Source organism: Nitrospirota bacterium (assembly GCA_016214855.1).
Classification (GTDB): Bacteria; Nitrospirota; Thermodesulfovibrionia; order Thermodesulfovibrionales; family UBA6898; genus UBA6898.
Genome location: JACRMT010000018.1, coordinates 89,799 through 114,691, shown reverse-complemented (window position 1 = coordinate 114,691; position 24,893 = coordinate 89,799). Strand labels below are relative to the sequence as shown.

Below are 24,893 nucleotides of genomic sequence, written 5' to 3'. Positions count from 1 at the left end.
CGTTCAGCAGAGAAGTCAAGAACTATAACGTCGGCAAATCAGACCTATAAGTTTTCCTGCTAATGCAGCCTGATGCAGGTGAGAATTCCTGACATGTAAAGGATACGCCGCAAAATATGAGAAATATTTAATTGGCATATGCAGGGGGCTTACTTCATAATAAGCCGATGAATACGCGGCTGTCGGTGATCATCCCGAACCATAACGGCAGTGCCTTTGTCGGCACCTGCCTGAAGGCGTTATTCTCTGCCAGACACCAGCCCTTTGAGGTGATCGTTGTCGATGACGGCTCGACTGACAACTCTGTTGAAATTATAAGCAGGTTCCCCTGCAGGCTCATCAGACTCGAACAGCAGGAAGGCGCGTCCAGGGCGAGAAACATGGGGGCAAAGAACAGCCTCGGCAACGCCCTCTTCTTCATCGATGCGGACTGCATTGTCCAGGACGATACGATCCTGCATGCCGGCAATGCCTATGAAAAGAACCAGGACCGTGTCATAGGCGGCAGCTATACGCCTGTTGCCTTTGACGACACTTTTTTCAGCACCTTTCAGTCCATATTCATCAATTATTCGGAACTCAGGACAGCCGAGCCTGACTATATTGCCGGCCATGCAATGGTGATAGGCCGGGACATCTTCGAAAAGAGCGGCGGTTTTCCCGAGGACTTTACACCGATCATAGAGGATGTGGAATTCAGCCACAGACTGCGGAGGTCGGGACAACGGCTCATCATGGACAGCTCTATCCTTGTGAGGCACATCTTCAACTACGATCTCGGCAAATCACTCGGAAATGCCTTCAGGAAGGCAAAATACTGGATCGCATACTCTATGGGCAACCGGGATTTGACGGCAGATTCAGGAACAGCGTCAGTGCAACTGAAGATCAATGTGCTCTGCTCTTCCCTCGTATGGTTCTTTTTCCTCTGCCTCGTCATCTCCCCTGATATCATTTTCCTGCTCTGTATGATCATCGTCTTCATTGTTGATCTTGCACTTAACAGGGCGCTTATCAGTGCCTTTTTCAGAGAAAAGGGCCCGGCCTTCGGCATCAAGGCAACGCTCTACTATTCAATGATCTATCCCCTTGCAGTTGCAGCAGGCGGAGCAGCGGGCATGGCTTTTTATGTTCAATCCCAGAGGAAAGCGGCATAATGTATTCCCCTTTCCGTCATGTCAGTTCCATCTTCAGCAAGAGCCGGCCGATCCATCTGACCTTCTTCATAACACACAGGTGCAATGCCAGATGCCCCTTCTGCTTTTATCTCAGATCAGACGATGATCAGATTTCTGACCGGGAGCTTTCCCTTGATGAGATCAGGAAGGTATCCTCATCGCTGGGCAACCTGCTCTGGCTGTCATTTTCAGGCGGCGAGATCTTTCTCAGGGATGATCTGTCCGAGATCAGCAGGATCTTTTACAGAAACAATAAGCCGGCGATCATACTCCTTCCGACCAATGGCCTGATGCCAGGCCGCATCAGGGAGATGACCGAACAGATACTTAAAGACTGTTCAAAAAGTACGATAGCCGTAAAACTGTCGCTCGACGGGCTGAATGAGGCTCATGACAGGCTGCGCAATACCCCCGGCAGTTTTTCAAAGACCATAGAGTCCTATCACCTGCTCAGGGATCTTCTTGCGGTATACTCCAATTTTGAATTAGGCGTGAACACGGTCTTCTGCTCGGAAAATCAGGACCGGATGGATGAGATCATAGATTTTGTGAACAACATGGAAAGCGTAAAGACCCATACCATCTCCCTGATCAGGGGGAACCTTTCGGACAAAAGTTTTAAGAACGTTGACCACCAAAAATATCAACATGCGATCGGGAGGCTTGAGCAGAACCTGAAGAACAAGGGATCAGCCAGGACATATCGTTTCCGCGGTGCGCGCATCAAGGCAGCGCAGGACATCTTGCAACGCAGGCTCATATCCCGCACTGACGATGCGCAGATGCGTTTGATCCCCTGTTATGCCGGGGCGCTGAACGTTGTGCTTGAGGAGAACGGAGAGGTTTTCCCCTGCGAGATCCTGAGAAGAAGTCTGGGAAACGTCGGGGATCATGGATATGATATTCAGAAGCTCCTGAGATCGGACCGGGCAAAGGCAATATTGAACAGCATCAGGGACAGTCAATGCTACTGCACCCATGAATGTTATTTTATGACCAACATCCTCTTTAATCCGCGTCTGTACCCTGCCCTTGCCCGTGAATATCTCCAGGTAAGGTAGCGTTCAGGGAATATCCTCAACTATCCCCTTGCCCCCTTTTTCCGAAGAGGGGTATGATTAAACCCTGATGCAAAAAGACGTTATCATAATCGGCGCCGGGGCATCCGGCCTCATCTGCGCGATCGAGGCAGGAAAGCGGGGGAGGTCTGTTCTTGTGCTGGACCATAGCCAGAAGATCGGCAGCAAGATAAGGATATCAGGCGGCGGCAGATGCAATTTTACGAACCTGCATGTCTCTGCAGAACACTATATTTCGCAGAACCCGCATTTCTGCAGATCTGCACTTTCCCGGTACACCCCGGAAGACTTCATCTCCCTGCTCAGAAAATACAGAATAACGTTTCACGAAAAAGAAGCAGGGCAGCTCTTCTGCGATGCGACCTCTGCTGAGATCATCGTGATGCTCAGGGCTGAATGCGAAAAAGCAGGCGCAGACATTCACCTTGGATGCAGTGTCAAAAGCATTAAGCATGATGGACTGTTCTCCGTCGCAACAGACAGAGGGACTTTTCAGGCGGAATCACTGGTCATCGCGACCGGCGGACTGTCGTATCCCAAACTCGGTGCTACTGACTTCGGCATTAAGATCGCAGAGCAATTCAAGATCAATGTCATATCACCAAGGCCCGGTCTTGTGCCCCTCACTCTTTCAGGGAAGGAGCTGGAGATATTCAGAGACCTGAGCGGTGTTTCGATCAATGCAGAGGTCACCGTGAACAGGACATCCTTTCGCGGCAGCCTCCTTTTCACGCATCGCGGACTGAGCGGTCCGGCCATACTCCAGATATCCTCATACTGGAACAAGGGCGATCTGCTTTCGATCGATCTTCTGCCCGGGGTCAATGCGTATGAGCTCCTTCTTGCCAACAGACAGAGCAGAAAAGAGATCAAGACCCTGCTCTCTCAATATCTGCCTTCGCGCTTCACTCAGGCCTGGTGCAGCAATTATCTTCAGACCAAACCTGTCTGCCAGTTCATTGAAAGGGAACTGCGGGAGGCAGCTGATAAGCTCCATGCATGGCAGGTCAAACCATCCGGCACTGAAGGGTATGGCGCGGCTGAGGTGACGGTTGGCGGAATAGATACAGATGAAGTATCCTCCAAGACCATGGAAACGAAAAAAGTGCCGGGACTGTATGTTATCGGAGAGGTATTAGATGTGACAGGGCAGTTGGGCGGATTCAATCTTCATTGGGCCTGGGCATCGGGTCATGCGGCAGGGCAGTATGTCTGAGCAGAGAACGATAATCCTGGCATCAGCATCGCCCCGGCGCAAGGAACTCCTGTCGCTCATCGGCCTGAAATTCAGGGTCGATGTAAGCGACTATGAAGAAGATCTCAACCTTAAGCTCAAGCCGCACGAACTCGCCAAACATCTTTCCTTCGAAAAAGCACGTGCGGTTGCAGGTAAGCATAAGGATGCTCTCATCATCGCAGCAGACACCTTCATCGTCTTTAAGGGCAAACTGTTAGGCAAGCCGCATACAGATAAAGAGGCCATGCGGATGCTCACCCTGCTGAACGGCAAACTGCATTCGGTCATAACAGGATATACGGTGCTGGACACCAGTAACGGCAAGAAGTCTTCCTCCGCAGTAGAGACAAAGGTCTGGTTCAGGAAGATGGCGAATGAAGAGCTGCACGCATACGTCGAAACAGGCGAACCTCTGGACAAGGCAGGCGCGTACGCGATCCAGGGCATCGGTTCCCTTATCGTGAAAAAGATCGAAGGCGATTATTTCAATGTTATCGGCCTGCCGGTTGCAAGCCTTTCAGCGACCCTGAAGAAGTTCGGGATAAGCGTTTTAGATTGATAGCATACCCCCAATATGCCGTGTCCATACTTAGTTGCATTATGCAATCAATAGACATATAATGAAACATAATGCAACAGATGTAAACGGAGGAATGAACTATGGCAACAGCAGTAAGAGTATCTGAAGAGCTTCTTGTTGAGGCAAAGAAATTCAGCCGCATTGATCATAGGTCCCTGGCCGGCCAGATTGAACATTGGGCCCGTATGGGCAAGTGTGTTGAGGAGAACCCTGATCTGACATACTCTCTTATTAAAGAGATCTTGATGGGATTGGAGGAATTGGAGCAAGGCGAGAGAACCGAATACTCATTTGAATAATCCCCATGACAATATACCAATCAAGGTCTTTTGAACAAAAAGTTAAGAAAATGCCGAAGCAGGAAAAAATGGCATTAGACCTGGAGATACGAACAATTGCGAAAAACCCATCTATTGGAGAGGAAAAAAAAGGCGCCCTCAGAGGCGTATTTGTACATAAATTCAAAATTAAGACAACCCAATATCTTCTCGCTTATCGCAAAGCTGGTGTCGATCTGGAACTGGTCATGATCGGACCACACGAAAACTATTATCGAGAGTTAAAGCACTATCTGAAAAAACGATGAAACAGGATGACTATCGTCCCGGCAGTTGTATGTATCAATCAGTCTCCCCGCTGGGCAAGCCAGACCGTGTACCTCGCCCCTCCGCGCGCACCGCGTGAACGCACAGGGACCTCGTCAACCGTGAAGCCGGCCTTGCGAAGCCGCTTCACAAACGCATCATTCGTGCCGGCTGACCAGACTGCAAGCACTCCTCCGGGCCGCAGGGCATCATAGGCGATCTTCAGGCCTGCCGCTCCGTAAAGCAGGTCATTGCTCTTCCGGGTCAGGCCCTCGGGCCCGTTATCAACGTCCAGCATAATGGCGTCGTATGCATGCTGCTTCTCACGCATCACCTCTCCAACATCATTCTCACGCACAATCACACGAGGGTCCTTAAGAGGATTGCCGGCAAGCTCAGCCAGCGGGCCGCGGTTCCACACAACGACTGCAGGGACGAGTTCGGCAATTACCACGCTGCTATCACGAGTCAGACTGTTCAGCGCTGCCCTCAGGGTATAGCCCATGCCCAGGCCGCCGATCAGGACGCGGGGATGGGGACGGTTAGCAATCCTCTTGCAGGAGAGTTCTGCCAGCGCATCTTCAGACCCGTAATGACGGCTGTTCATGAGCTCGCATTTATCGATCCTGATCGAGAACTCGGTCCCGCGCTGGTAAAGCCTGAGCTCTCCGCCGTCTCCGGGCGCCTGAGCACTATCAAGGAACTTCCAGGGGATCATCAGCACCTCACTTGTCTATGCTGCAATAAACTAATCCCCTTCGAACTCGGTCTGGCAGTATGACTTATAACCCTTTTCAGCAAGCTTTTTTGCGCCACCCACATCCGGCAGGTTCACGATAAAGGCCATCTCGGCAACAACACCGCCCAGTTTCTCGATAAGCGCTGCAGCTGCAAGCGCAGTCCCTCCGGTTGCAAGCAGGTCATCGACCAGAAGCACTCTCGTCCCCTTGCTGATAGAATCGACATGCATCTCTATCTTGTCTGTGCCGTATTCAAGCGCATATTCATGGCTGATCTTTTCTCCGGGCAGCTTGCCCGTTTTGCGCACAGGGACAAATCCCTTGCCGAGCGTATAGGCAAGTGCGCCGCCAATGATAAATCCCCGGGCTTCAATACCGACGATGATGTCGAAGTCGATCTCATCGGTAATATACCGCTGGGTAAAGTTATCGATCACCAGCCTGAAGCCGACAGGGTCCTTGATAAGCGTCGTAATGTCCCTGAACATGATCCCCTTCTTCGGGTGATCGGGTATGGTCCTGATTCTTGATTTGATCGACATGGTCTCCTCCTTTATCCGCAGTGGCTGTGCACAGCCGTTATCTTCGATATAGCTTTCAGAAGCAGCTGCTTAACATTTTCTGCATTCTTATGCATGGTCGCCAGGATCATCTCCCAGGTAACAGGCTCCTCATCCTCTTTCCAGCAGTCATAGTCGGTTGACATGGCAATCGCCTGGTAGCAGAGGCCAAGCTCCCTCGCAAGGATCACCTCAGGGACCGTTGACATATTGATCACATCAGCGCCGAGCATCCTGAACATATGCGATTCTGCCCTGGTCGAAAACCGGGGCCCCTCGATCACCACGACCGTGCCTTTCGTGTGGTGGCGCAGCTTCAGCTCTTTCGCTGATCTGACCAGCAGCGACCGCAGATCAGAACAAAAAGGGTCTGCCATGGGCGTATGGACAACCTTATTCTCGGTATGAAACGTCAGGTTGCGATGCTTTGTAAAATCGATAAACTGGTCAACAAAGACCAGATCGCCGGGCCTGATCTTCTCCCGCAGCGATCCCACCGCAGTAGTAGCCAGGATATGGGTGCAGCCTTCCTGCTTGAGGCTATGCACGTTCGCCCTGAAATTCACGCCCGTCGGATAGATCGAATGGTCCTTGCCGTGACGCGCGAGGATCACAACGTCAATGCCGGTGATCTTGCCGGTCGTGAGTGCTGACGACGGGCTGCCATACGGAGTTTTTACCTTCTTCTCTTTCTTGTTCTGCAGCAGCTTCGGGTCATCCATACCCGATCCACCGATAATGCCTATCTTGATCCCAGCCATAGCATCTCCTTCTTAATATGGTGTTCAGCGTATGAAGATTAATGAAATGTCGAAATGGTTGTCAAGCAGGAAAAAATAAAACGCGTGAAGTCATTAACTGAAAAATCCCTCCTATCCTCCCCTTGTCAAAGGGAGGTATTCTACCCCTCTTTGGCAAAGAGGGGTGTGAGGAGATTTTTGAAATTTGTCAGAATACTTATTGGTAACATGCTACTGCTTCTGCAATTCAGACTTTCTTTTCGAGCAGTTTTGCAAGGCGTTCGAGATGTTTTTTCTCTTCTTCACCCAACAGTGAAAAGACCCTGCTTGCATCTCCCTCGAATCTCCGTCCCATCTTGATATACAGGTCATAGGAATTCGTCTCAAGAGATATGGCGAATTCAAGGATCGCTGTGACATCCTTATCCCTCGCCCAGAGAAGCGATTCATCAACCCTGACGCCGCCTTCCATGATCTCTCCCTTTTCTGTCGCAGGCTTATCCCCGATAGCACTGCCGCCCGAATAGGTCTTGTAGAGTTCAGCAAGCGTCTTTTCATGGCTTTCTTCTGCTTTGGCAAGGCTCTGGAACAGATGCCGGGCATCCTCGTCCTTCAGAAATTCATCGAGCCGGCTATAGAACTGCCGTGAACCGTCCTCCAGCATCCAGGCGAGCATTGCAAGTTCGTCCGGCTTTACAGCATCGCCGAAAAAGGCCATGCCCGCCTCGGGAGGTCCTTGAGCGAGCAGTCCCTCCCAGGCCCTGATGCCTCCCTGCATGTTGAATACATTATTAAAACCGGAGTCATTAAGGATTGCCGCAGCCGCCCGGCTGCGAACGCCTGATCCTCAATAGGCTATTGTCGGCTTGGCCTTGTCCACCTCATTGAGATGAGCCTGGAGCTCACCCACCGGCATGAGCCTCGCACCGGCAAGATGGCTGAGCTCATATTCGATCGGCTGACGGACATCGATCAGATTAAACTCATCAGGGTTCTTTCCCTTCATGAATTCCCGCACCTCTTCAGCGGTCATCGAGACAACAGGTTTGAAATAATCAAGCAATGCCATAATGTTCTCCTCAATAAGACAAAAGCATATTAGGTTGATTAGTCTATAGTCTTTCAGGACTATAGAGAATATTGCTACAGCAAGCTTTGTGATCCCGCAGATCTGTTCGCCCTAAGCACCTAACAATCTACTGACTTTTTACCTGCTTTATGCAACCTCTTTCAGCTGCTCCTCGAACTCCCTGCTTTTCCTCTCGAACTCTTCGGTCAATGTCGCAAGTTCATTGAACAGGGGTTCGATCTTTTTCTGCATGTCGTGGATATCCTTTGACAGACTCTGGATCTGATCTCCATGGCCCTTCTGCGTCGCGTCATGGAGCGCCTTTGTATCATGCTCTATTTTCTTTTCAAGTTTTACAATAGCATGTTCTATCTCTGTTATCCGCTTCTGGATCGGGTTCAGCACCTTCGACTTGTTCGTGACGATCTCTGCACGCATCTTTCTCAGGTCCTTTCTGTTGATGCCCTTTTCAGCCTTCGGCTTCTTTTCAGCTCCGTTCTCAACCGATGCTTCATCCTTCCACCCGACCCGGTCAAGGAAATCCTGATACGTGCCTTCAAAGACGCTCACCTTATTGTCATCGAAGATCACCAGCTTTTCAGCTATTGCATGGAGGATCATCTCACTGTGCGTAACGATCACAACAGCACCCGCAAAGGCCTCGATCGCCTCAACAAGAGAATCTATGGACTCCATATCGAGATGATTTGTCGGCTCGTCAAGAAAGAGCAGATTGGCAGGGCTGACCAGGATCTTGCCTAACAGGACACGGCTCTTTTCACCGCCGGAAAGCACGGATATCTTCTTGAGCGCATGGTCCCCGGTGAACATCATTAACCCGCAGATCTTCCGGCTGACGCCGCGGCTGTGGTCCGGGTGGACATCCATGATCTCTTCTTCCACCGTATTTGCCGTATTCAGTCTGCTGATATTTGTCTGGCCGAAGTATGCAAGCTTTGTGGCAGGATGGGGTGTGATCACACCATGCTGCGGTTTCAGTTCACCGGCAAGGAGGTTCAGGAGCGTTGTCTTGCCCTTGCCGTTCTTTCCTACGATCGCGATGCGGTCTCTCTTCCCGATAACCAGATTGAGGTCCTTGATCAGCTGCTCATGTTTGTCAAAGCCGAACGATACGGTCTCGGCAACCATAAGCTGCTTGCCGGTGAACGGCGCAGCATTAAACGAAAAATCAAGCGTCCTGAGATCGGTCAACTTTTCGAGCCGCTCATGCCTCTGGAGCGCCTTGATCCTAGACTGCACTGCCTTTGCCTTATTTGCCTGGGCCCTGAAGCGGTTGATGAACTGCTCCACATCCTTCCGCTTCTTCTCATCATTCATCCGTGTCTTCTCATGGACCTCTTCTTCAAGCAGTATCTGTTCAAAGAGCTTCTGCGTGGGCCCCGGTATCTTCCGCAATTTGCAGCGATGAACGACCATGGTATGGGTCGTTACGCTGTCCATGAAATCGCGGTCATGCGTGATAAGGATCAATTCACCCTGCCAGGCCCTTAGTTCCTGGCCAAGCCAGCGGATCGAGACAATATCAAGATAGTTCGTCGGTTCGTCAAGGAGAAGGAGGTTCGGTTCTGATACCAGCACCTTTGCAAGATTCAGACGAATCTGGTATCCGCCCGATAGAGACTGGGGAGATTTTTCGAGGTCCTCTTCAGTGAAGCCGAGTCCGCTGAGGATCTTCTTCACCTTGTATGTCTCATCGATACCGTCCTCGTTCGGCCTGAGGCTGAGGCTCGCCTCCTTGAGAACGGTCTTTTTGGTGAAATGGATATGCTGTGAAAGATGGCCGATCCGATAGCCCTGCGGCACGCTGATATTTCCCGAGTCAGGATGCTCCTCGTCAAGGATCATCCTGAAGAGTGTAGTCTTTCCTGAGCCGTTCCTGCCGACAAAACCGACGCGCTCCCCGCTGTTGATCGTCGCCGTGACGCCGTCGAATATGGTCTGCTTGCCAAATACCTTGCTGAGATTATTGATCTGTAACATAAACCCCTTCTTGTTATTCCGTGAATATATAAAATGTGTTTCTGCTGCGGTGTGTCTGAAGAATACCTCTGATCGCTGCCGCTAATGCAGGTATTTAGAATATAAGAAAAATGACCGATATATCAAGTTCATCGAGACTTTGCTCGATAAACTTGCAGTTGCGGATTGAGTCCCCTCCTTACCAAGGAGGGGTTGGGGAGGTTTTGGTAATTTTATCGATACCCCTCCATACCTCTGCTTAAAGCACCTACTTTTGGCCCTTGGAAAGGGGAGGATTTTTCTTCAAGCTATATACATAGAATATGATGCATGTCATATCGCCGGGCAGCTTACTACCGTACAATTAAGGTTAAAAAATCTTATTGGAGAGGTGAGAGCCGGTGTTTATATCTATCGTGGATTGGGAGAAATGTACGGGGTGCGGGGCCTGCATAAACGCCTGCCCGGTCAACTGCTTTGAGATGTCAGACGGCAAGAGCCTGCCTTCCCGATCGTCCTATTGCATCGACTGCGGCACCTGCAAAGAGGTCTGTCCTGCTGACGCCATAATAATCAGCATCGGCTGGGGAGGCTAAACCAGGGTAACAACCGTCACCCCTCCTGCGCCTTCGGACGGTTCCCCGTGCCTGAACTTTTTGATCAGCGGATGGCGGGTGACATGCTCACGCACTGCCTTGGCAAGGATGCCTGTGCCATAGCCATGGATGATCGTAACCTCGCGAAAACCGGCAAGGGATGCGTGGTTCAGGAACGGTTCAAGCCTTGAGAGTGCCTCCTCAACACGCATACCGACAAGGTTGATCCTCGAAGGCACCATCTCATCAGGCGTATCCTGCCGAAGAATCTTATCCTTCTTTTCGGCAAGCAGCCTGCCTTTCTTTATTCGTATATCAGACATCGGCACAAGTATCTCCTTTGAGCCGGAGATAACCTTCACCCGTTCAGCCTTTGCCATTATCCCGGAAACTGCGCCGTCATACCCCAGTGACTTCACAAAGACCTCATCACCGATATGAATATCTTCAATGCTGAGCGTTCCGGTCTCATCCATGGCATACCGGGCCAGCGTTTCCGTTATCTGCCGCTGCTTCTGCTCAACTTCCTTGATTTTGTCCTGAAGATCCTTCTTTTCCTTCTTCTTTATTTCATCAAGTTCGGCCCGCATCTGCCGCTTGATGTCTGACACAATATCAAGCGCTTCCCTGTGGGCACTCGCAAGCATTTCCCTCTTCTTTGCCTCTGCCTCTGTTATTCTCTTTCCCGCCTCTCTGATCTTTACCTCTGCCTCTTCCTTCTTTATCTGCAGTTCACTGAGCAGTGCTTCGTACGTCGCCCTCTTCTCGTTCAGATCAGCCATGAGGTCATCAAGTTCAACCTTGCCGCCGCCTAACAGCTCCTTTGCTGCATCAACAACATGGGCAGGCAATCCGTACTTCCGAGCTATCTCAAGGGCGTGAGACTGGCCCGGCTCGCCGGTCCTGAGACGGTACAGGGGAGAAAGCGTTTTCTTATCAAACTCCATGGATGCGTTCGCCATGCCAGGGGCTCTGTGCACAAAACCCTTAATGCCCATCAGATGGGTCGTTGCAAATACCAGTGCCCCCTTCTGCTGCAGTTCCTTCAGGACTGCGCAGGCAAGCGCTGTGCCTTCATCAGGATCTGTGCCTGTGCCGAGTTCGTCGATCAGGACCATTGCCTTTGCATCAGCCGTCTCAAGGACCTGCGCGATATTCCTGACATGTGCAGAAAAGGTCGAAAGGTTGCTCTCGATCGACTGCTCGTCACCCATATCTACAAGCAACGAACTGACAAGAGGGAAGCTTGAAGACGCATTGGCTGGCACCGGCATGCCTGACAGGGCCATGCAGAGCAGGAGACCGACCGTTTTAATGGATATGGTCTTTCCGCCGGCATTCGATCCGGTAATGACCATGCAGGTCTCCTCATTGCCAAGCTGAAGATCCAGGGGAACAACCTTCCTGTTACCGTCCGTCTTTTCAAGAGATAGTGCCAGAAGAGGATGGCGCGCATTGACAAGCCTGATCGTATTTGATGCGCTGATCTCCGGCACTTCCATATGCAGCTGGTCAGCAAACCGCGCAATACAGTTCAGCATATCGAGATGGACTATGACCGCAAACTCGGCTGCTATCTCGTCTGCATGCTCCCTGATCTGAGCAGAGATCGCGCGAAGGATGCGCAGTTCTTCCGCTCTCTCTTCTGCAGATACATTCTCTAATTCATTCGACAGGTGAATGACTGCAAGGGGCTCGATGAAAGCCGTCTCGCCGGACTTTGAAATGTCATGAACAACGCCGGGCACCATGCCCTTTGAGTCCATGCGCACCGGAATGACCCACCTGCTTGCCCTCTTGGTAATGAAATCGTCCTGAAGAAAGACGGAAAGAGAGACATCCCGCGTCATCTCCTCAAGTTTTTTCTGGATACCCAGTTCAAGCTTTCTCAGTTCCCTGCGGATATTGGCAAGAGCCGGCGATGCGCTGTCCTTGATATGGCCGTCAGCATCGATCGATCTCTGTATGGTCTTGAGAAGATCGGGCTGACCGGACAACTGGCTGCACAGTTCAGGAAGCGCCCTAAGCCCTTCGAATTCAGAGATCTGCGTTGATATCCCGAGTGCCATCTCGAGCACCGGCACAAAGGCTGATATCTCGGATGCCTCAAGCACCGCACCCTGCGGCCTTACACGAGCAAGAAGATAGGTAATGTCCTGAAAGACATGCAGGCTGAGAGGAGGCCCCTGACAGGATATCCGGCGAATATCACCGATCAAAATAAAGCGGCTCAGAATAGCCTCCCCAAAGGGGAAAGGCGCAATATCCAGAACCGCCTGTTTCGATATTTCACTATGGCCGGCCCGGGAGATGATTTCCAGAAGCCGGTCGAATTCGAGCAGTTGAAGGGTGTTCTTAGCGATCATGAAGAATTATTTTACCCTAACTGCCTGCGTTAACGCTTATCAGTCGAGACGCTCTATGACATTGCGCCTTTTGTCACTGATCATATGGTCGTTCCGATCCAGCCTCTTGTCGATCCTGTCCAGCTCGGGCACTGTCTGTCTGCCGTCAGCCTTCATGCGCGAATATGCAGCCCTGATCCTGTCCAGGTTCTCCTGGACAATTGCTGCCTCTCTCCTCGTCAGTTCTCCCTTGGAAGCTGCCTGGTTGATCCTGTTCTGCTGGTTCTCCATCCGGATCTCACGCAGATCCATTCTGGGCTGTTCATCGGATGAAGCTCCGGGGTCGATCCTCCTGTACTGGTGATCGTTCCGGTCACGCATATCGTTCCTTGGCTGTTCATGGCGCGGTGCAGGGGCCGGAGCAAAAGGAGGCGGTGGCGGCGCTGGCGTATAGACTCTCCGTATCGCATTATTCCTTTTATCCATTATCATGCGGTTGTTCTGATTGAGATGTTCGGACAGCCGTTCGATTTCGGACTGACTCAGCCTGCCGTCTCTCCTGGCCCGGGAATACTCATCCCTGATCCAGTTAAGATTATCGATCAGAACATCCGCCTCATACCGTGTCAACTCGCCGGAAGATATACCCTGATCGATCCTTCGCTGCTGATTATCGATGCGGGCACCGATATCATACCGGTCAGCCCGGTCGTATGGCCCATAACCATCGTTACCATACGGCCTTCGCTCCGCCTCAACACAGGCAACAAACCCAAACAGCAAACCCAGGGTCAGAAGCAGCAAGAATCCTCTTTTCATGATCAAATCCTCCTTTGTTGGTGAAACCCTGAAGCAGAAAACATGTTTCCTGTTCTTATAAAGAGTTTAGGAGCAGTTCAGATCAATGTCAAGCGCGAAAAGCCGCCATATTTCATTGATCTGAGGGCCTTGCCTTGTATCCGTGATCTGAAAGCGAATATACTAAATCATGAAGAACGGGAGAGAAAAGGGTTATGGCTATGGCATCGCTTTTTGACGATTCAGCGTTCTTCCTGAACCTCTTTAATGCGATCCCGTCCCCTGTTTTGGTTGTCGATAATGATGTAAGGATACTGCATCTGAACAGCGCGGCAGCAGGGCTTATGCCGGCCGGCAAAGGCAGCGAGAGCATATATCTTAAACGCGGCGGCGATGCCCTTCACTGCATGCATGCAGGGGAAACCCCGGAAGGATGCGGGCATGCATCGGCATGTGCAGACTGTGTCATCAGAAACTCTGTCAATGAAGCCATCTCAGGCGAAAAGGTCTACCGGAAAAAGACCATGATGGAGCTTTCTACGGAACAGGGGATCAGGAACGTACACGTTCTCGTCACCACATCACCCTTCCGGTTCGACAACAGGGACTTTTCCCTGCTGATCATCGAGGATATTTCAGAGCTCCTGCAGCTCCGCAGCCTGCTGCCGATTTGCGCATGGTGCAAGAAGATCCGGGATGACGACAACTACTGGCAGAGCGTGGAAAATTATTTTGGCACACACATGGACATCACCTTCTCACACGGCATCTGCGAAGACTGCTCAAAAAAGTTCTACGAAGAACTGGAACGCTAGGCCTTCTCTTCTACCACCACGTCCGTTCTGATATGCAGGTCCCTGAGCTGTTTTGTCTCGACCGCTGAAGGAGCGCCGGACATCATGCAGAAGGCCTTCTGTGTCTTGGGGAAGGCTATAACGTCCCTGATCGAGGTCGCGCCGACCATAAGCATCACAAGCCTGTCAAGGCCGAGTGCAAGGCCGCCATGGGGCGGAGCGCCATACTGAAGGGCATCGAGCAGGAATCCGAATTTGGTGTGGGCGTCTTCCTCGCTGATATTGAGCAGCTCGAACATCTTTTTCTGGAGCTTCTGGTTATGGATTCGTATGCTTCCGCCGCCGATCTCAAAACCGTTCAGCACAATATCATACGCCTTGGCCTTGAGAGAGCCGAGCATATTCCGGTCAGTCATATCGCCGGACATCATCTTCCCGATATCCTCATCAAGCGGCGAGGTGAACGGATGGTGCATGGCCTGGAACCTGCCTTCGTCGTCATCCCATTCAAGCAGCGGGAAGTCGGTGATCCAGACGAACTTGAACCCGGGCTGAATAAGGTTCAGCCTCTTGCCTAATTCAAGCCTCAACCTGCTCAGCACATCATAGGTCACCTTCACCTTGTCAGCCACAAAGAGCATCATGTCCCCGTCTTCTGCACCAAGCCTTTCTGCCATTGCCTTCAGCACATCTTCAGGGAAAAACTTCGCGATCGGTGATTCAAAGCCGCTCTTCACCTTGATCCAGGCAAGGCCCTTTGCTCCAAAGGACTGCGCCTCCTGGGTGAGAAGGTCAATATCTTTTCTGGAGATGCCTGCCATGCCCTTGCCGTTAATGGCCTTGACCAGGCCACCGGACTGGATCGCATCAAGAAATACCTTGAACGTTCCCTTTGCCGCAAGGTCTGCCATGTCCTTCAGCTCAAGACCGAAGCGCATGTCAGGCTTGTCATTGCCGAAACGCTCCATAGACTCCTGATAGCTCAGCATCTCAAACGGGGTCCGGATATCAAGGTTCAGAACCCCGCTAAAGAGTTTCTTCATCATGCCTTCGATCAGTTCTATGATGTCCTTGCGGTCGACAAAGGACATCTCAAGGTCGACTTGCGTGAATTCCGGCTGGCGGTCTGCCCTCAGGTCCTCATCACGGAAGCATTTGACGATCTGAAAATATTTCTCCATACCTGCAACCATCAGGATCTGCTTAAAAAGCTGTGGCGACTGCGGCAGCGCATAAAAATAACCGGGGTTGAGCCTGGACGGCACCAGATAGTCCCGCGCGCCCTCCGGCGTGGACTTGGTGAGCATGGGCGTCTCTATCTCAAGGAACCCGTTGTCGTCCAGATAATCGCGCATCAGTTTGCTTGCCCTGTGGCGGGTGATCATGTTCTGTTGCATCTCGGGCCTTCTCAGGTCAAGGTAACGATGCTTCAGCCGCAGGGCCTCGCCGGCCTCGGCAGCTTCTTCCATGCTGTAGGGCAGCGGTGCGGCCTCGTTCAGCACGACAAGCTCCTTGACGTACATCTCGGTCATGCCGGTCGGGAGGTTCGGGTTCTCCGTGCCTGCAGGCCTCCGTCTGATCTCGCCCGTTACTGCAATAACATATTCAGCACGCAGATCGTGCGCCTTTTCGTGGGCATCGCCCGATACATCCGGGCTGAAAACGACCTGGCATATGCCTGACCGGTCCCTGAGGTCGATAAAGATAAGACCGCCGTGGTCGCGCCTTCTGAATACCCATCCGGCTATAGTGATCGTTGAACTGATATCAGATTCACGGATTGCTCCGCAGACTTTATCGCGATTCATGCGCCCTCTCCTGTTCCTATTTCTCGTATGATCGAATCCATTTCCTGTGTTGTCAGCTTCCGGTATGCTCCGGGCTCAAGAGGCCCCATCTCTATGCCGTTGATCCGTATCCTCATAAGCCTGAGCACATCGTGACCCACGCGCTCGAGCATCTTCCTGATCTGGCGGTTCCTGCCTTCGTGGATAGTCATCTCTATCCATGAGTTGCTCTCCGTCTTTTTGAGCTTCTTCACCTTTGCAGGCGCGGTCAGCTTTCCGTCGATCTTGACGCCCTTCCTGAGCTTCTCAAGATCCTCTTCCTCAAGCACGCCCTTTACCTTCACGAGGTATGTCTTGGGGATCTTCCGGGAAGGATGGATAATGGCGTATGCGAAATCTCCGTCATTGGTGAGCAGAAGCAGGCCCTCTGAGTCGTAATCAAGCCTGCCGACCGGAAAAACCCGTTGTTTGATGCGTCCGAAAAATTCATTCACCGTCGGTCTTCCCTCCGGGTCGCTCATGGAGGTCATGACGCCGCGCGGCTTGTTGAAGACATAATAGACCTTTTTTTCCGGGCTGGTGAGGAGTTTTCCCCTGACCTTGATATGGTCGCGCATAAGGTCAGCCTTCATGCCGATCTCCGCTACCTTGCCGTTCACGGTCACCAACCCTTCGAGGATCAGTTCCTCTGCCTTTCTGCGGGAGGCAATACCCATCTCTGCAATGATCTTCTGTAAGCGCTGTTCCATAAGGCATTAATAATACCATAAATGTGCGGAGAGACGCAGAACAGTGCCGGCCGATTCCCTCTCCATACACGTATATTCCGGAAAAATAAGACAGGACGATGTCTAAGGTTGATTATTATGGCTGACATTATATAAAATTCTCAGGTAGCGAATATGTTATCGAAACGGCAAACTGCCTGAGAGGGTAGGACGCAAAGCCACTGGTCCTAATAAAGAGGACGGCAGGGTTATCGAAATAGCATCATACTGCCCCCTTTTGCTCCTCAGGAAGATTTGCAAAAAGGAATTGCAATGAAAAAAATGGCTTGGGCTCTCTTCCTGATCCTCTTCCTTGGTATCCCGCAGCCATCCTGTTCCGCAGCAGATGAAAAACAGCTTCTGATCGGCCTCAGCCCCGAGATGAATATTTTCAAACAAAAGCAGCGGTATATGTTGCTCGGAGATTACCTTTCAAAGAAGACCGGCGTTCGTGTCAGATTCACGATCCTGAGCAAATACGGCAACCTCATCGACAGTTTCAACAAGGAAAAACTGGACGCTGCCTTTTTCGGTTCCTTCACGGGTGCTGTTGCGATCCGCAAGCATGGGGTAGTGCCGCTTGTCCGTCCTGTAACCCCTGATAACAATTCAGCGTATAAGGGATATGTCTTTGTCCGAAATGACAGCGGCATTACGAATATCAAAGGCCTGAAAGGCAGGACCTTTGCATTTGTCGAAAAGGCGACAACAGCCGGCTACGTATTCCCTCTTGCGCTTCTCAGGGAAAACGGCATCTCTTCTCCTGAAGGATACTTCCGCAGCTTTTATTTCGCCGGCAGTCACGATGCTGCAATTGACGCGGTGCTCAGGAAGAAAGCGGATGCCGGCGCAGCCAAGAACACGATCTATGATATGATGAGCGCGAACAATCCCTCTTTGGAAAAAGAACTTCGCATCATTGCGCGTTCACCTGCGGTACCGTCCAACGGTCTCTGTGTCCGAAAAGGTCTCGATGAATCCCTTAAGAAGAAACTCCGGGAGACCCTGCTTGCAATGCACAACGATCCGAATGGGAAGACCGTTCTCAGTCAGTTCGGAGCGCTGAAATTCATCGAGACGACCGAAAAGGATTATGATCCTGTTCATGACCTCGCCAGGAAAGCCGGTATTGATCTCATGAAATACAGCGGTAAAATGAATGAATAGCGCCGGTCACTATCGGCGTCAACCGGAAGCGGCAGATCTTCAGGACAACCAAAGACCGTGAAACGAAAGATCGTCATATCCCTGCTTCTCCTCTTTCTCTTCTTTGCGGCCGGGACGGTCATATCGTCGCTGTCTATCAGGACAACGACTTCTTCCCTTGAAAGACTGATCAGTCTGCATCAGGTCGAAAACCTCCGCCAGGATCTTATCATGTCGATCCAGACGGTACAGTCGGAACTCTATACCGTAGGGACTGATCTCGGGCACAAGATAGACACTATTACCGAGAACGTAAGCCGTCTTGAGAAGAATGCAGGCGGCTGCACAAAATGTCATCATCAGCCGGCCCTGGAGAAGAAACTGCTGCAGATGCAGACCTCCATTAACGATTATCAGAACGCTCTCAGTTTTTATATGACCGCTTCAGCGGACAAGAAGAATATCGACCGTCTGAAAACAGAGGCTGCAGCTATCGGCAACAGCCTTCTCCTCACCACTGAAGAGATGTCCATGGATGCAAGCAGGAAACTCGCCTCAATGACAGCAGATGCAGTCGGAAAGATCAAGGAAGCAAGGAGCATTCTTCTGATCACGATCATCCTCGCCTTCCTGGTAGGCATTATTATCGCGATCCGGCTGACATCCTCTATTACCGGACCCATCGGCGTTCTGCTCAGCGCGGTAAGGACCATTGCAGCGGGAGATCTTGGGCACAAGGTCCCTTATCAGGACAAAACGGAATTCGGCGAACTGGCTGATAATATCAGCCTGATGAGCACGGGGCTCAGGGAAGGATATGACAAGCTCGAAAAAGAGATCGCCGAGAGGAGACAGACCGAGGCCGCTCTCACCAAATCAGAGGCCTTTCTCAGCACCATATTCGACAGCATCCACGACCCCTTCTGTATCTTTGACCGCGAATTCAGGATCGTCCGGTCCAATGACGCTTACACTGCCATGAAATCCAGGACCATTGATCCTGAGGCTCCGCCGGTATGCTATGCATTGCTGCATGGCAGAGATGCCGTGTGCGAGGACTGCATTGTCAGCGCAACGTTCCTTTCCGGCGATGCATGCGCAAAAGAAAAGACCGTCATGGACCTGCACGGACATGAGTCCTGGCAGGAGATCTACACCTATCCGATCGTTGACCGTGACAACACCATAACCCATGTCATCGAATACACCAGAGATATCACGGAACGCAAGAAGACCGAGGCCGCCCTCAGGGAGAGTGAACAGCGGTATGCGCTTGCAGCACAGGGGGCAAATGACGGGCTATGGGACTGGAACCTGACGGATAACCGGATCTACTATTCCATCCGCTGGAAGTCCATGCTGGGATACAGCGACAGAGAGGTTGGAGACAGCCCTGACGAGTGGCTCAGCCGTCTGCATATCGATGACCGTGAGAAGGTCTGGTCACGGATCCATGGTTATGTGCTGCAGGGGAACCAGCATCTTGAGATCGAATACCGCATCATGCACAAGGACGGGAACTTCCGCTGGATGCTCTGCAGGGGACTGGCCGTCAGGGATGGCAAGGGCAACTCTTCCCGCATGGCGGGATCACAGACCGATATCACCGCGCGCAAGAAGGCCGAGGAACAGCTCCTCCATGATGCGTTTCATGACGCCCTGACCGGACTCGCCAACAGGGCCCTGTTCCGGGACAGGCTCCACAATGCGATCAACCGGTCAAAGAGGCTGAAACAATATCTTTATGCCGTAATGTTCTTTGATGTCGACCGGTTCAAGGTGATCAATGACAGTTTAGGGCATGCCGCAGGCGACAAACTGCTGATCGGGGTAAGCCGTCGCATGGCAGACTGTGTCAGGCCGGGCGATACGGTTGCGCGTCTCGGCGGAGATGAGTTCGCGGTACTGCTTGAAAATGTTTCTGATGTTACGGATGTCAGGACTGTTGTCGAACGCATCCAGACCGAAATGGCGGCCCCCTTCCTGATCGACGGCAATGAGCTCTATGTGACCCAGAGCATCGGCATTGCCCTGGAGCAGGACCGCTATGAACAGCCGGATCAGATCCTGAGCGATGCGGACATCGCGATGTATGCGGCTAAAGCAAAGGGCAAGGCCCGGTACGAGATCTTCGATGACAGCATGCACAGTTATATGGTTGAGCGGCTGCAGCTTGAGGCGGATCTCAGGGTCGCGGTAGAACACCTTGATGAATTCGTCCTGCACTATCAGCCGATCCTTGATGTCGCAACGCGAAAACTGAGCGGGTTTGAGGCCCTCGTGCGCTGGCAGCATCCTGTGCGCGGCCTGATCCCTCCCATGGAATTCATACCTCTTGCCGAAGAGACAGGCCTGATCCAGCCGCTGGGAGAATGGGTCCTGCGCGAAGCCTGCAGGCAGCTGAACCGGTGGCAGAGGGAATACCATACTGCCGAGCCGCTCAAGATGAGCGCTAACGTGTCCGGCAGGCAATTCCTCAACGATAATTTCGTGGATGTCCTGCTCGGGATCATCGGGGAGACCGGCATCGCTCCAGAAACGCTTGCCATAGAGATCACGGAGAGCATTATTATGGAGAATCTCGAGGTCGCGGTGATCGCCATGAACAGGCTGCGCGACAGCGGGATCAAGATCCATATCGACGACTTCGGCACCGGATATTCTTCGCTGAGCTATCTGAACAAATTTCCTGTTACCGCCTTGAAGATCGATCGGAGCTTCATCGCAAACATGTCACTGAACGATGAAAATCGCGAGATCGTGAAGGCTATAGTAACTCTCGCCCAAAATCTTAAACTTGAGGTCATAGCCGAAGGCATAGAACTGTCTTCCCACCTTGACGAGATCGACACCATGGATTGCCATTTTGCGCAGGGGTTTTTCTTCTCGCGGCCAAAGGCCGCACCCGAGATAGCTGCCTGGATGCTGAAAGAAGCAATGGTCAGGGTTCGGAACTGATGTTTTTAATACCATCCATCGTTATGCCGGTCAACTGAAACTGCCGGGACCTTACTTCACCAGGATCAGCATCCCTTCGCACAGGGAACCGTCCAGGCCCAGTTCATTGCCCCACTGGTCATAGACCTTCTTTTCCTTTTCGATCTCTTTCAGCAGGCCGGCATGGATCAGCGCATGGCGCACGGTCATGCCTGCGGCGAGTTCGATCTCTTTTTCATTAACGCATATCTTCACCGCCCCCATCCCCTCCTTGCCAGGGAGGGGAGAAAGGGGAGGTCTGAAATGATATGAACAGAAACCTTACTCAACCTCGATTATCCTTCCTTCAACGACCGGCGAGACCATCTTCCTTTCTTTTATATGGTCAATGACCACGTCGCGCAGCCACTTGCCCGAATTGTTATATACGAGCTTCTCGCCCATCACTGCTCCGCCCACGATCGCAAAATCTCTTGAAGACCTGACTGCATCTCCGAAAGCCTTGTACCCGTCCCCGCCTGCAGCCAGAAAGTCGTCGGTCGCCACAATGTATTCCTTCTCCATGACAAGGGGACTGTTGTTGACAGATACCTCCTTCACCTTCTGCCCCACAGGCTTAGAGCGGCTGTACGTAAATCTGATGCCAGATACCTGCGGAAACCGTCCGGCATCGTCAGCAATGGCAGAGACGCCATGTTCGAGCGCCTCGCGGATCTGCCGGCCGGTAAGCCTGATGCCGACAATATAATTATTAAAGGGAGAGACCGCGTACACATGCTTGATCTTTATATCCCCCTTCTTCATGCTCGTCCTGATACTGCCCCCGCCGATGATCGCCGCATCTGCTCCTGCTGTAGAACGCACGATGTCCGCAAGAAAGTTACCGAGGTTCGTCTCGCGCTTTCTCGTATTCTGGCCGTCAAGCTCAAGCCCTGCCCCGCCGATCGTCTCATCGAGCACCGCGTCAACCCTGAATCGGTATTTTTCGACGATCGCTGCGATCTCTTTATTCTCCCTGCCCGGCAGAGGCCTGATATCCACAAGTCTTCCCTCTGCCTTCACGATCTTCCTGTCATCAAAGGTAAGGTCAAGGACACCCAGTGCCTTTCCATGCTCCCATGCCTGAAGCACCACGGTCTTGTTGATCACAACCGGCTGTAGCACCTTTGTATGTGAATGGCCGCCGACAATAACGTCGATACCGCTCACCTTCTCTGCAAGCAGACGATCAGCATTGTGGCCGAGATGGGAAAGAACGACCACCAGATCGACCCCCGGTCTCAGCTCCCTGAGATAGCGGTTCAGGGCATCTTCAGGCGCAATGAACTTCAGGCCTGTCACATTCCGGGGATGGGTGCTAAGAGGCGTCTCTTCGGTCACAACGCCGATGATTGCGATCTTTATGCTGTTGATCTCTTTCAGCAGATAGGGCTTCAGGCCTTCCATGCCTTCGACATTAGCTGCAAGGATCGGAAACGCTGCCTCGCTCAATCGTCTCTTCAGAACATCCTGACCAAAATCAAATTCATGATTTCCGGTCACCATGGCATCGAACTGCATGGCATTCATCAATTCGATCACTGATGCGCCCTGAAAAAGATTAGCCCAGTTATTGCCCTGGATCATGTCGCCGGCAGAGAGAAGCAGCGCCGGCCTTTCCTTTCTGAGTTCGTCGGCAGCTGTGGCAAGCCATGCCATACCGCCCAGCAGCCCGTCAGAGGCGTAAGGCTTGTACGGCTCTGCAAAACCGTGAAAGTCGTTGACATGCAGGATGCGCAGAATGGCCTGTTCTGCATTAGCGGGCAAGACTGCAAAGAACAACAAGATCAGAACAAGAGAAAAAATACGCACAAGAGTAAAGATACTCATTAGCCTCACAAAAACCTCCAGCTGTTATGATCACGATACCGTCCTGGCCTCAAGAAGCTACCTCTTGCCTTTATCCAGCACTTCCCTCACTTTTCTCAGAAGTTCAAAGGGTGAAATGGGTTTATAGATCAACTCTGCATCCTCATCGAGCAGCACCTTCTGCCGGACAATGTCAGGAGAGTAGCCGCTGGCAAATATGACCTTTATGTCCGGATTTATCTTCCGTATCTTATCAAAGGCCTCACTGCCGTTCATCTTCGGCATTATGAGATCGAACAGAAGGAGCTGAATACTGTCTTTGTGCTCCTTGAACCTGTTTACGGCATCCACGCCATCTACAGCATCGATGACCGTATACCCATATTGCGTCAATACGCTATGGTTAAGTTTCCGGAGCGATTCCTCGTCCTCAGCCACCAGGATCGTTTCCGTGCCTCCCGCAACAGGCTGTTCCTCTGCACCTGCAATGGCCGATCCGCCATCTTCTTGCACAGCGCTCATGAGCGGCAGGTATATCCGGATTGTCGTACCTTTTCCCTTTGTGCTGTTCACCATGATATTCCCCTCATGCTGCCTGATAATGCCGTACGCAACGGCAAGTCCAAGCCCTGTGCCTTTGCCAACCTCTTTTGTGGTAAAAAAAGGCTCGAAGATCTTCTGACTGGTTTCATTGTCCATGCCATAGCCTGTATCCGAGATACTGATCAGGGCATACCTTCCGGCCTTACAGAGCCCGCACGTAGAGGTGAACTCTTCATCCAGCTGGATCTCTTTTGTTGTGATCGTGAAGGTGCCGCCCTTCGGCATGGCGTCACGCGCGTTTGTGGCCAGGTTCATAAGGACCTGCTCAAGCTGGTGTGTGTCAGCCGATAGCATAAGTCTTCCTTCAGAAAGCCTCGCATCGCAGATAATGTCTTCCCCAATGACCCGTATCAGAAACTTCTGCAGCCGTCTGATCGTCTCATTAAGGTCGAGGGGTTTCCTGTCTATTGCCTGCTTCCTGCTGAACAGAAGCAGGTCCTTGGTAAGATGCGCTGCCTTGTCTGAGGCCTCAAGTATGTTCTCTACGTTCAGGCGGTTGGGATCATCGTCTGCCATCTTCATAAGGGTAAGGTGGCCATAGCCTACTATGGATGAAAGGATATTGTTGAAATCGTGGGCAATTCCTCCGGCAAGCTGTCCGATCCCTTCCATCTTCTGGGACTGACGGAGCTGCTCCTCAAGCTTTCTGTGCTCCGTGACATCGGTCCCGAGACTGGCCATGCCGATTATGTTGCCTTCCGTATCCCGCAGAATAGAGTTATCCCAGACAATAAGCTTTGGTATCCCCTCCCGGGTCATAATAGGATTCTCATAGTGGAGAGCAAGGGCGTTATCCTTAATCCCGGAGCTGAACACCGCATAAACGGTTTCCCTGACATCATTGGGGAGAAATAGATCGAACCAGTTTCTGTTGATTACTTCGTCTCTTGTCCACCCGGTCAGTCTCAAAAGATAGTCGTTGCAGAAGGTGATATTGCCATCATTATCAAGCATTATCGCCAGCATATGAACATCTTCCAACAATGTTTTGTATTTCTTCTCTGCGGTGAACAGGGCCTTTTCTGTAGCCCTGCGCTCTTCCAATTCCTTGGATAATCGTTCATTCAATCCTTTTATTTCTTCAAATGCCTTTGTCAGGCTCGGCATGGCAATAGCCCTGGGTATAAGGGGGATGAAAAGAAATGCAGAAATGATCGAGACAACCGCTGTGGTGGCTTTAACCATGCCTTCATACCAGTATGCAGGGACATATATCGTATATGCGGCAAACAGATGTGTCGTTCCGCAGGCGAATATAAAAACACCGAAGAGAATAAATATTCTCAGGAAAGGGATATCACGTCTTTTGTACGCAAAAAAGAACAGGGCAATGGTAATGGAATAATAGGTTATGCCGGTAAGGATATCTGATAGTACATGCAGCCATACCAGCCGGGGTTCCCAGAGGAAACAGAAGCCGTGAGCCATGAAATCGCTGGTAGCGCTATGATCCATGTTGAGCATCTCCTTTTTTGCCAAAATAGCACAATCAGGATACGATAAAGATTATCATAAATACGCCGCA

At 51.6% G+C, this 24,893-nt stretch carries 23 protein-coding genes and 1 riboswitch; of the genes, 10 read left to right on the top strand and 13 right to left on the bottom strand.

All coding sequences use genetic code 11. The features are described 5' to 3' along the window. Nucleotides 1-167 precede the first annotated feature (167 nt). From HZB62_14920 to HZB62_14895, 6 genes are all read left to right on the top strand, one after another. The gene (locus HZB62_14920; protein ID MBI5076441.1) at nt 168-1,157 is read left to right on the top strand and encodes a glycosyltransferase; all 990 of its coding nucleotides are present in this window, start codon (nt 168-170) and stop codon (nt 1,155-1,157) included. Continuing rightward, entirely contained in the window at nt 1,157-2,239 is a 1,083-nt protein-coding gene (locus HZB62_14915; protein ID MBI5076440.1) for a radical SAM protein, read from the top strand. The genes HZB62_14920 and HZB62_14915 overlap by 1 nt, the downstream gene beginning before the upstream one ends. A 67-nt stretch (nt 2,240-2,306) precedes the next feature. After that, nucleotides 2,307-3,473 (top strand): NAD(P)/FAD-dependent oxidoreductase, encoded by a 1,167-nt coding sequence (locus tag HZB62_14910; GenBank protein MBI5076439.1) that lies wholly within the window; start codon nt 2,307-2,309, stop codon nt 3,471-3,473. Beyond that, nucleotides 3,466-4,053 (top strand): septum formation inhibitor Maf, encoded by a 588-nt coding sequence (maf, locus tag HZB62_14905; GenBank protein MBI5076438.1) that lies wholly within the window; start codon nt 3,466-3,468, stop codon nt 4,051-4,053. Before HZB62_14910 ends, maf begins: the two co-directional genes overlap by 8 nt. Nucleotides 4,054-4,154: 101 nt before the next feature. Then, nucleotides 4,155-4,373 (top strand): hypothetical protein, encoded by a 219-nt coding sequence (locus tag HZB62_14900; GenBank protein MBI5076437.1) that lies wholly within the window; start codon nt 4,155-4,157, stop codon nt 4,371-4,373. A 5-nt stretch (nt 4,374-4,378) separates the two neighbouring features. Continuing rightward, nucleotides 4,379-4,660: a type II toxin-antitoxin system RelE/ParE family toxin gene (locus HZB62_14895; GenBank protein MBI5076436.1), complete on the top strand. Its 282-nt coding sequence runs from the start codon at nt 4,379-4,381 to the stop codon at nt 4,658-4,660. A 38-nt stretch (nt 4,661-4,698) separates the two neighbouring features. Here the strand turns inward: HZB62_14895 and HZB62_14890 are convergent, their stop codons facing one another. From HZB62_14890 to HZB62_14865, 6 genes are all read right to left on the bottom strand, one after another. Continuing rightward, nucleotides 4,699-5,376: a spermidine synthase gene (locus HZB62_14890; GenBank protein ID MBI5076435.1), complete on the bottom strand. Its 678-nt coding sequence runs from the start codon at nt 5,374-5,376 to the stop codon at nt 4,699-4,701. 30 nt (nt 5,377-5,406) lie between these two features. Next, a complete protein-coding gene (locus tag HZB62_14885; GenBank protein MBI5076434.1) occupies nt 5,407-5,940 on the bottom strand; it encodes an adenine phosphoribosyltransferase in 534 nt (177 codons plus the stop codon). A gap of 11 nt (nt 5,941-5,951) precedes the next feature. Continuing rightward, on the bottom strand, nt 5,952-6,719 hold the full coding sequence (gene mtnP, locus HZB62_14880) for an S-methyl-5'-thioadenosine phosphorylase (protein ID MBI5076433.1): 768 nt from the start codon (nt 6,717-6,719) through the stop codon (nt 5,952-5,954). A 226-nt stretch (nt 6,720-6,945) separates the two neighbouring features. Beyond that, nucleotides 6,946-7,476, bottom strand: coding sequence for a ferritin family protein (locus tag HZB62_14875; protein MBI5076432.1), 531 nt, complete (start codon nt 7,474-7,476; stop codon nt 6,946-6,948). A gap of 69 nt (nt 7,477-7,545) precedes the next feature. Then, nucleotides 7,546-7,767 carry a hypothetical protein gene (locus tag HZB62_14870; protein ID MBI5076431.1) on the bottom strand — a complete coding sequence of 74 codons (222 nt, stop codon included), beginning with the start codon at nt 7,765-7,767 and terminating at the stop codon, nt 7,546-7,548. Nucleotides 7,768-7,914: 147 nt separating this feature from the next. Further along, nucleotides 7,915-9,768, bottom strand: coding sequence for an ABC-F family ATP-binding cassette domain-containing protein (locus tag HZB62_14865; GenBank protein MBI5076430.1), 1,854 nt, complete (start codon nt 9,766-9,768; stop codon nt 7,915-7,917). Nucleotides 9,769-10,148: 380 nt separating this feature from the next. On the opposite strand from HZB62_14865, the gene HZB62_14860 reads away from it, so the two are divergent. Next, nucleotides 10,149-10,343, top strand: coding sequence for a 4Fe-4S binding protein (locus tag HZB62_14860; protein ID MBI5076429.1), 195 nt, complete (start codon nt 10,149-10,151; stop codon nt 10,341-10,343). Here HZB62_14860 and HZB62_14855 read toward each other — a convergent pair. Next, nucleotides 10,340-12,709: an endonuclease MutS2 gene (locus tag HZB62_14855; protein MBI5076428.1), complete on the bottom strand. Its 2,370-nt coding sequence runs from the start codon at nt 12,707-12,709 to the stop codon at nt 10,340-10,342. The two genes, HZB62_14860 and HZB62_14855, sit on opposite strands and share 4 nt — an antisense overlap. A 39-nt stretch (nt 12,710-12,748) precedes the next feature. Next, on the bottom strand, nt 12,749-13,507 hold the full coding sequence (locus HZB62_14850) for a hypothetical protein (GenBank protein MBI5076427.1): 759 nt from the start codon (nt 13,505-13,507) through the stop codon (nt 12,749-12,751). A 194-nt stretch (nt 13,508-13,701) separates the two neighbouring features. Between HZB62_14850 and HZB62_14845 the strand changes: the two genes are divergently transcribed. Then, the gene (locus tag HZB62_14845) at nt 13,702-14,301 is read left to right on the top strand and encodes a hypothetical protein (GenBank protein ID MBI5076426.1); all 600 of its coding nucleotides are present in this window, start codon (nt 13,702-13,704) and stop codon (nt 14,299-14,301) included. Here the strand turns inward: HZB62_14845 and aspS are convergent. Beyond that, on the bottom strand, nt 14,298-16,088 hold the full coding sequence (aspS, locus tag HZB62_14840; protein MBI5076425.1) for an aspartate--tRNA ligase: 1,791 nt from the start codon (nt 16,086-16,088) through the stop codon (nt 14,298-14,300). The two genes, HZB62_14845 and aspS, sit on opposite strands and share 4 nt — an antisense overlap. Beyond that, nucleotides 16,085-16,816 carry an rRNA pseudouridine synthase gene (locus HZB62_14835; GenBank protein MBI5076424.1) on the bottom strand — a complete coding sequence of 244 codons (732 nt, stop codon included), beginning with the start codon at nt 16,814-16,816 and terminating at the stop codon, nt 16,085-16,087. The genes aspS and HZB62_14835 overlap by 4 nt, the downstream gene beginning before the upstream one ends. A 156-nt stretch (nt 16,817-16,972) precedes the next feature. Continuing rightward, a riboswitch (cyclic di-GMP riboswitch) is annotated at nt 16,973-17,051 on the top strand. A gap of 56 nt (nt 17,052-17,107) precedes the next feature. On the opposite strand from HZB62_14835, the gene HZB62_14830 reads away from it, so the two are divergent. Both HZB62_14830 and HZB62_14825 read left to right on the top strand, forming a co-directional pair. Beyond that, the gene (locus HZB62_14830) at nt 17,108-18,001 is read left to right on the top strand and encodes a phosphate/phosphite/phosphonate ABC transporter substrate-binding protein (protein ID MBI5076423.1); all 894 of its coding nucleotides are present in this window, start codon (nt 17,108-17,110) and stop codon (nt 17,999-18,001) included. Nucleotides 18,002-18,058: 57 nt separating this feature from the next. Then, entirely contained in the window at nt 18,059-20,938 is a 2,880-nt protein-coding gene (locus tag HZB62_14825) for an EAL domain-containing protein (protein ID MBI5076422.1), read from the top strand. A gap of 51 nt (nt 20,939-20,989) precedes the next feature. Here the strand turns inward: HZB62_14825 and HZB62_14820 are convergent, their stop codons facing one another. The 3 genes from HZB62_14820 to HZB62_14810 all read right to left on the bottom strand — a co-directional run bounded on the left by HZB62_14820 (nt 20,990) and on the right by HZB62_14810 (nt 24,823). Further along, on the bottom strand, nt 20,990-21,172 hold the full coding sequence (locus tag HZB62_14820; GenBank protein MBI5076421.1) for a hypothetical protein: 183 nt from the start codon (nt 21,170-21,172) through the stop codon (nt 20,990-20,992). 66 nt (nt 21,173-21,238) lie between these two features. Beyond that, complete coding sequence (locus tag HZB62_14815) at nt 21,239-22,786, bottom strand: 5'-nucleotidase C-terminal domain-containing protein (protein MBI5076420.1); 1,548 nt, start codon at nt 22,784-22,786, stop codon at nt 21,239-21,241. A gap of 57 nt (nt 22,787-22,843) precedes the next feature. Further along, nucleotides 22,844-24,823 (bottom strand): response regulator, encoded by a 1,980-nt coding sequence (locus HZB62_14810; protein MBI5076419.1) that lies wholly within the window; start codon nt 24,821-24,823, stop codon nt 22,844-22,846. Nucleotides 24,824-24,893 lie beyond the last annotated feature (70 nt).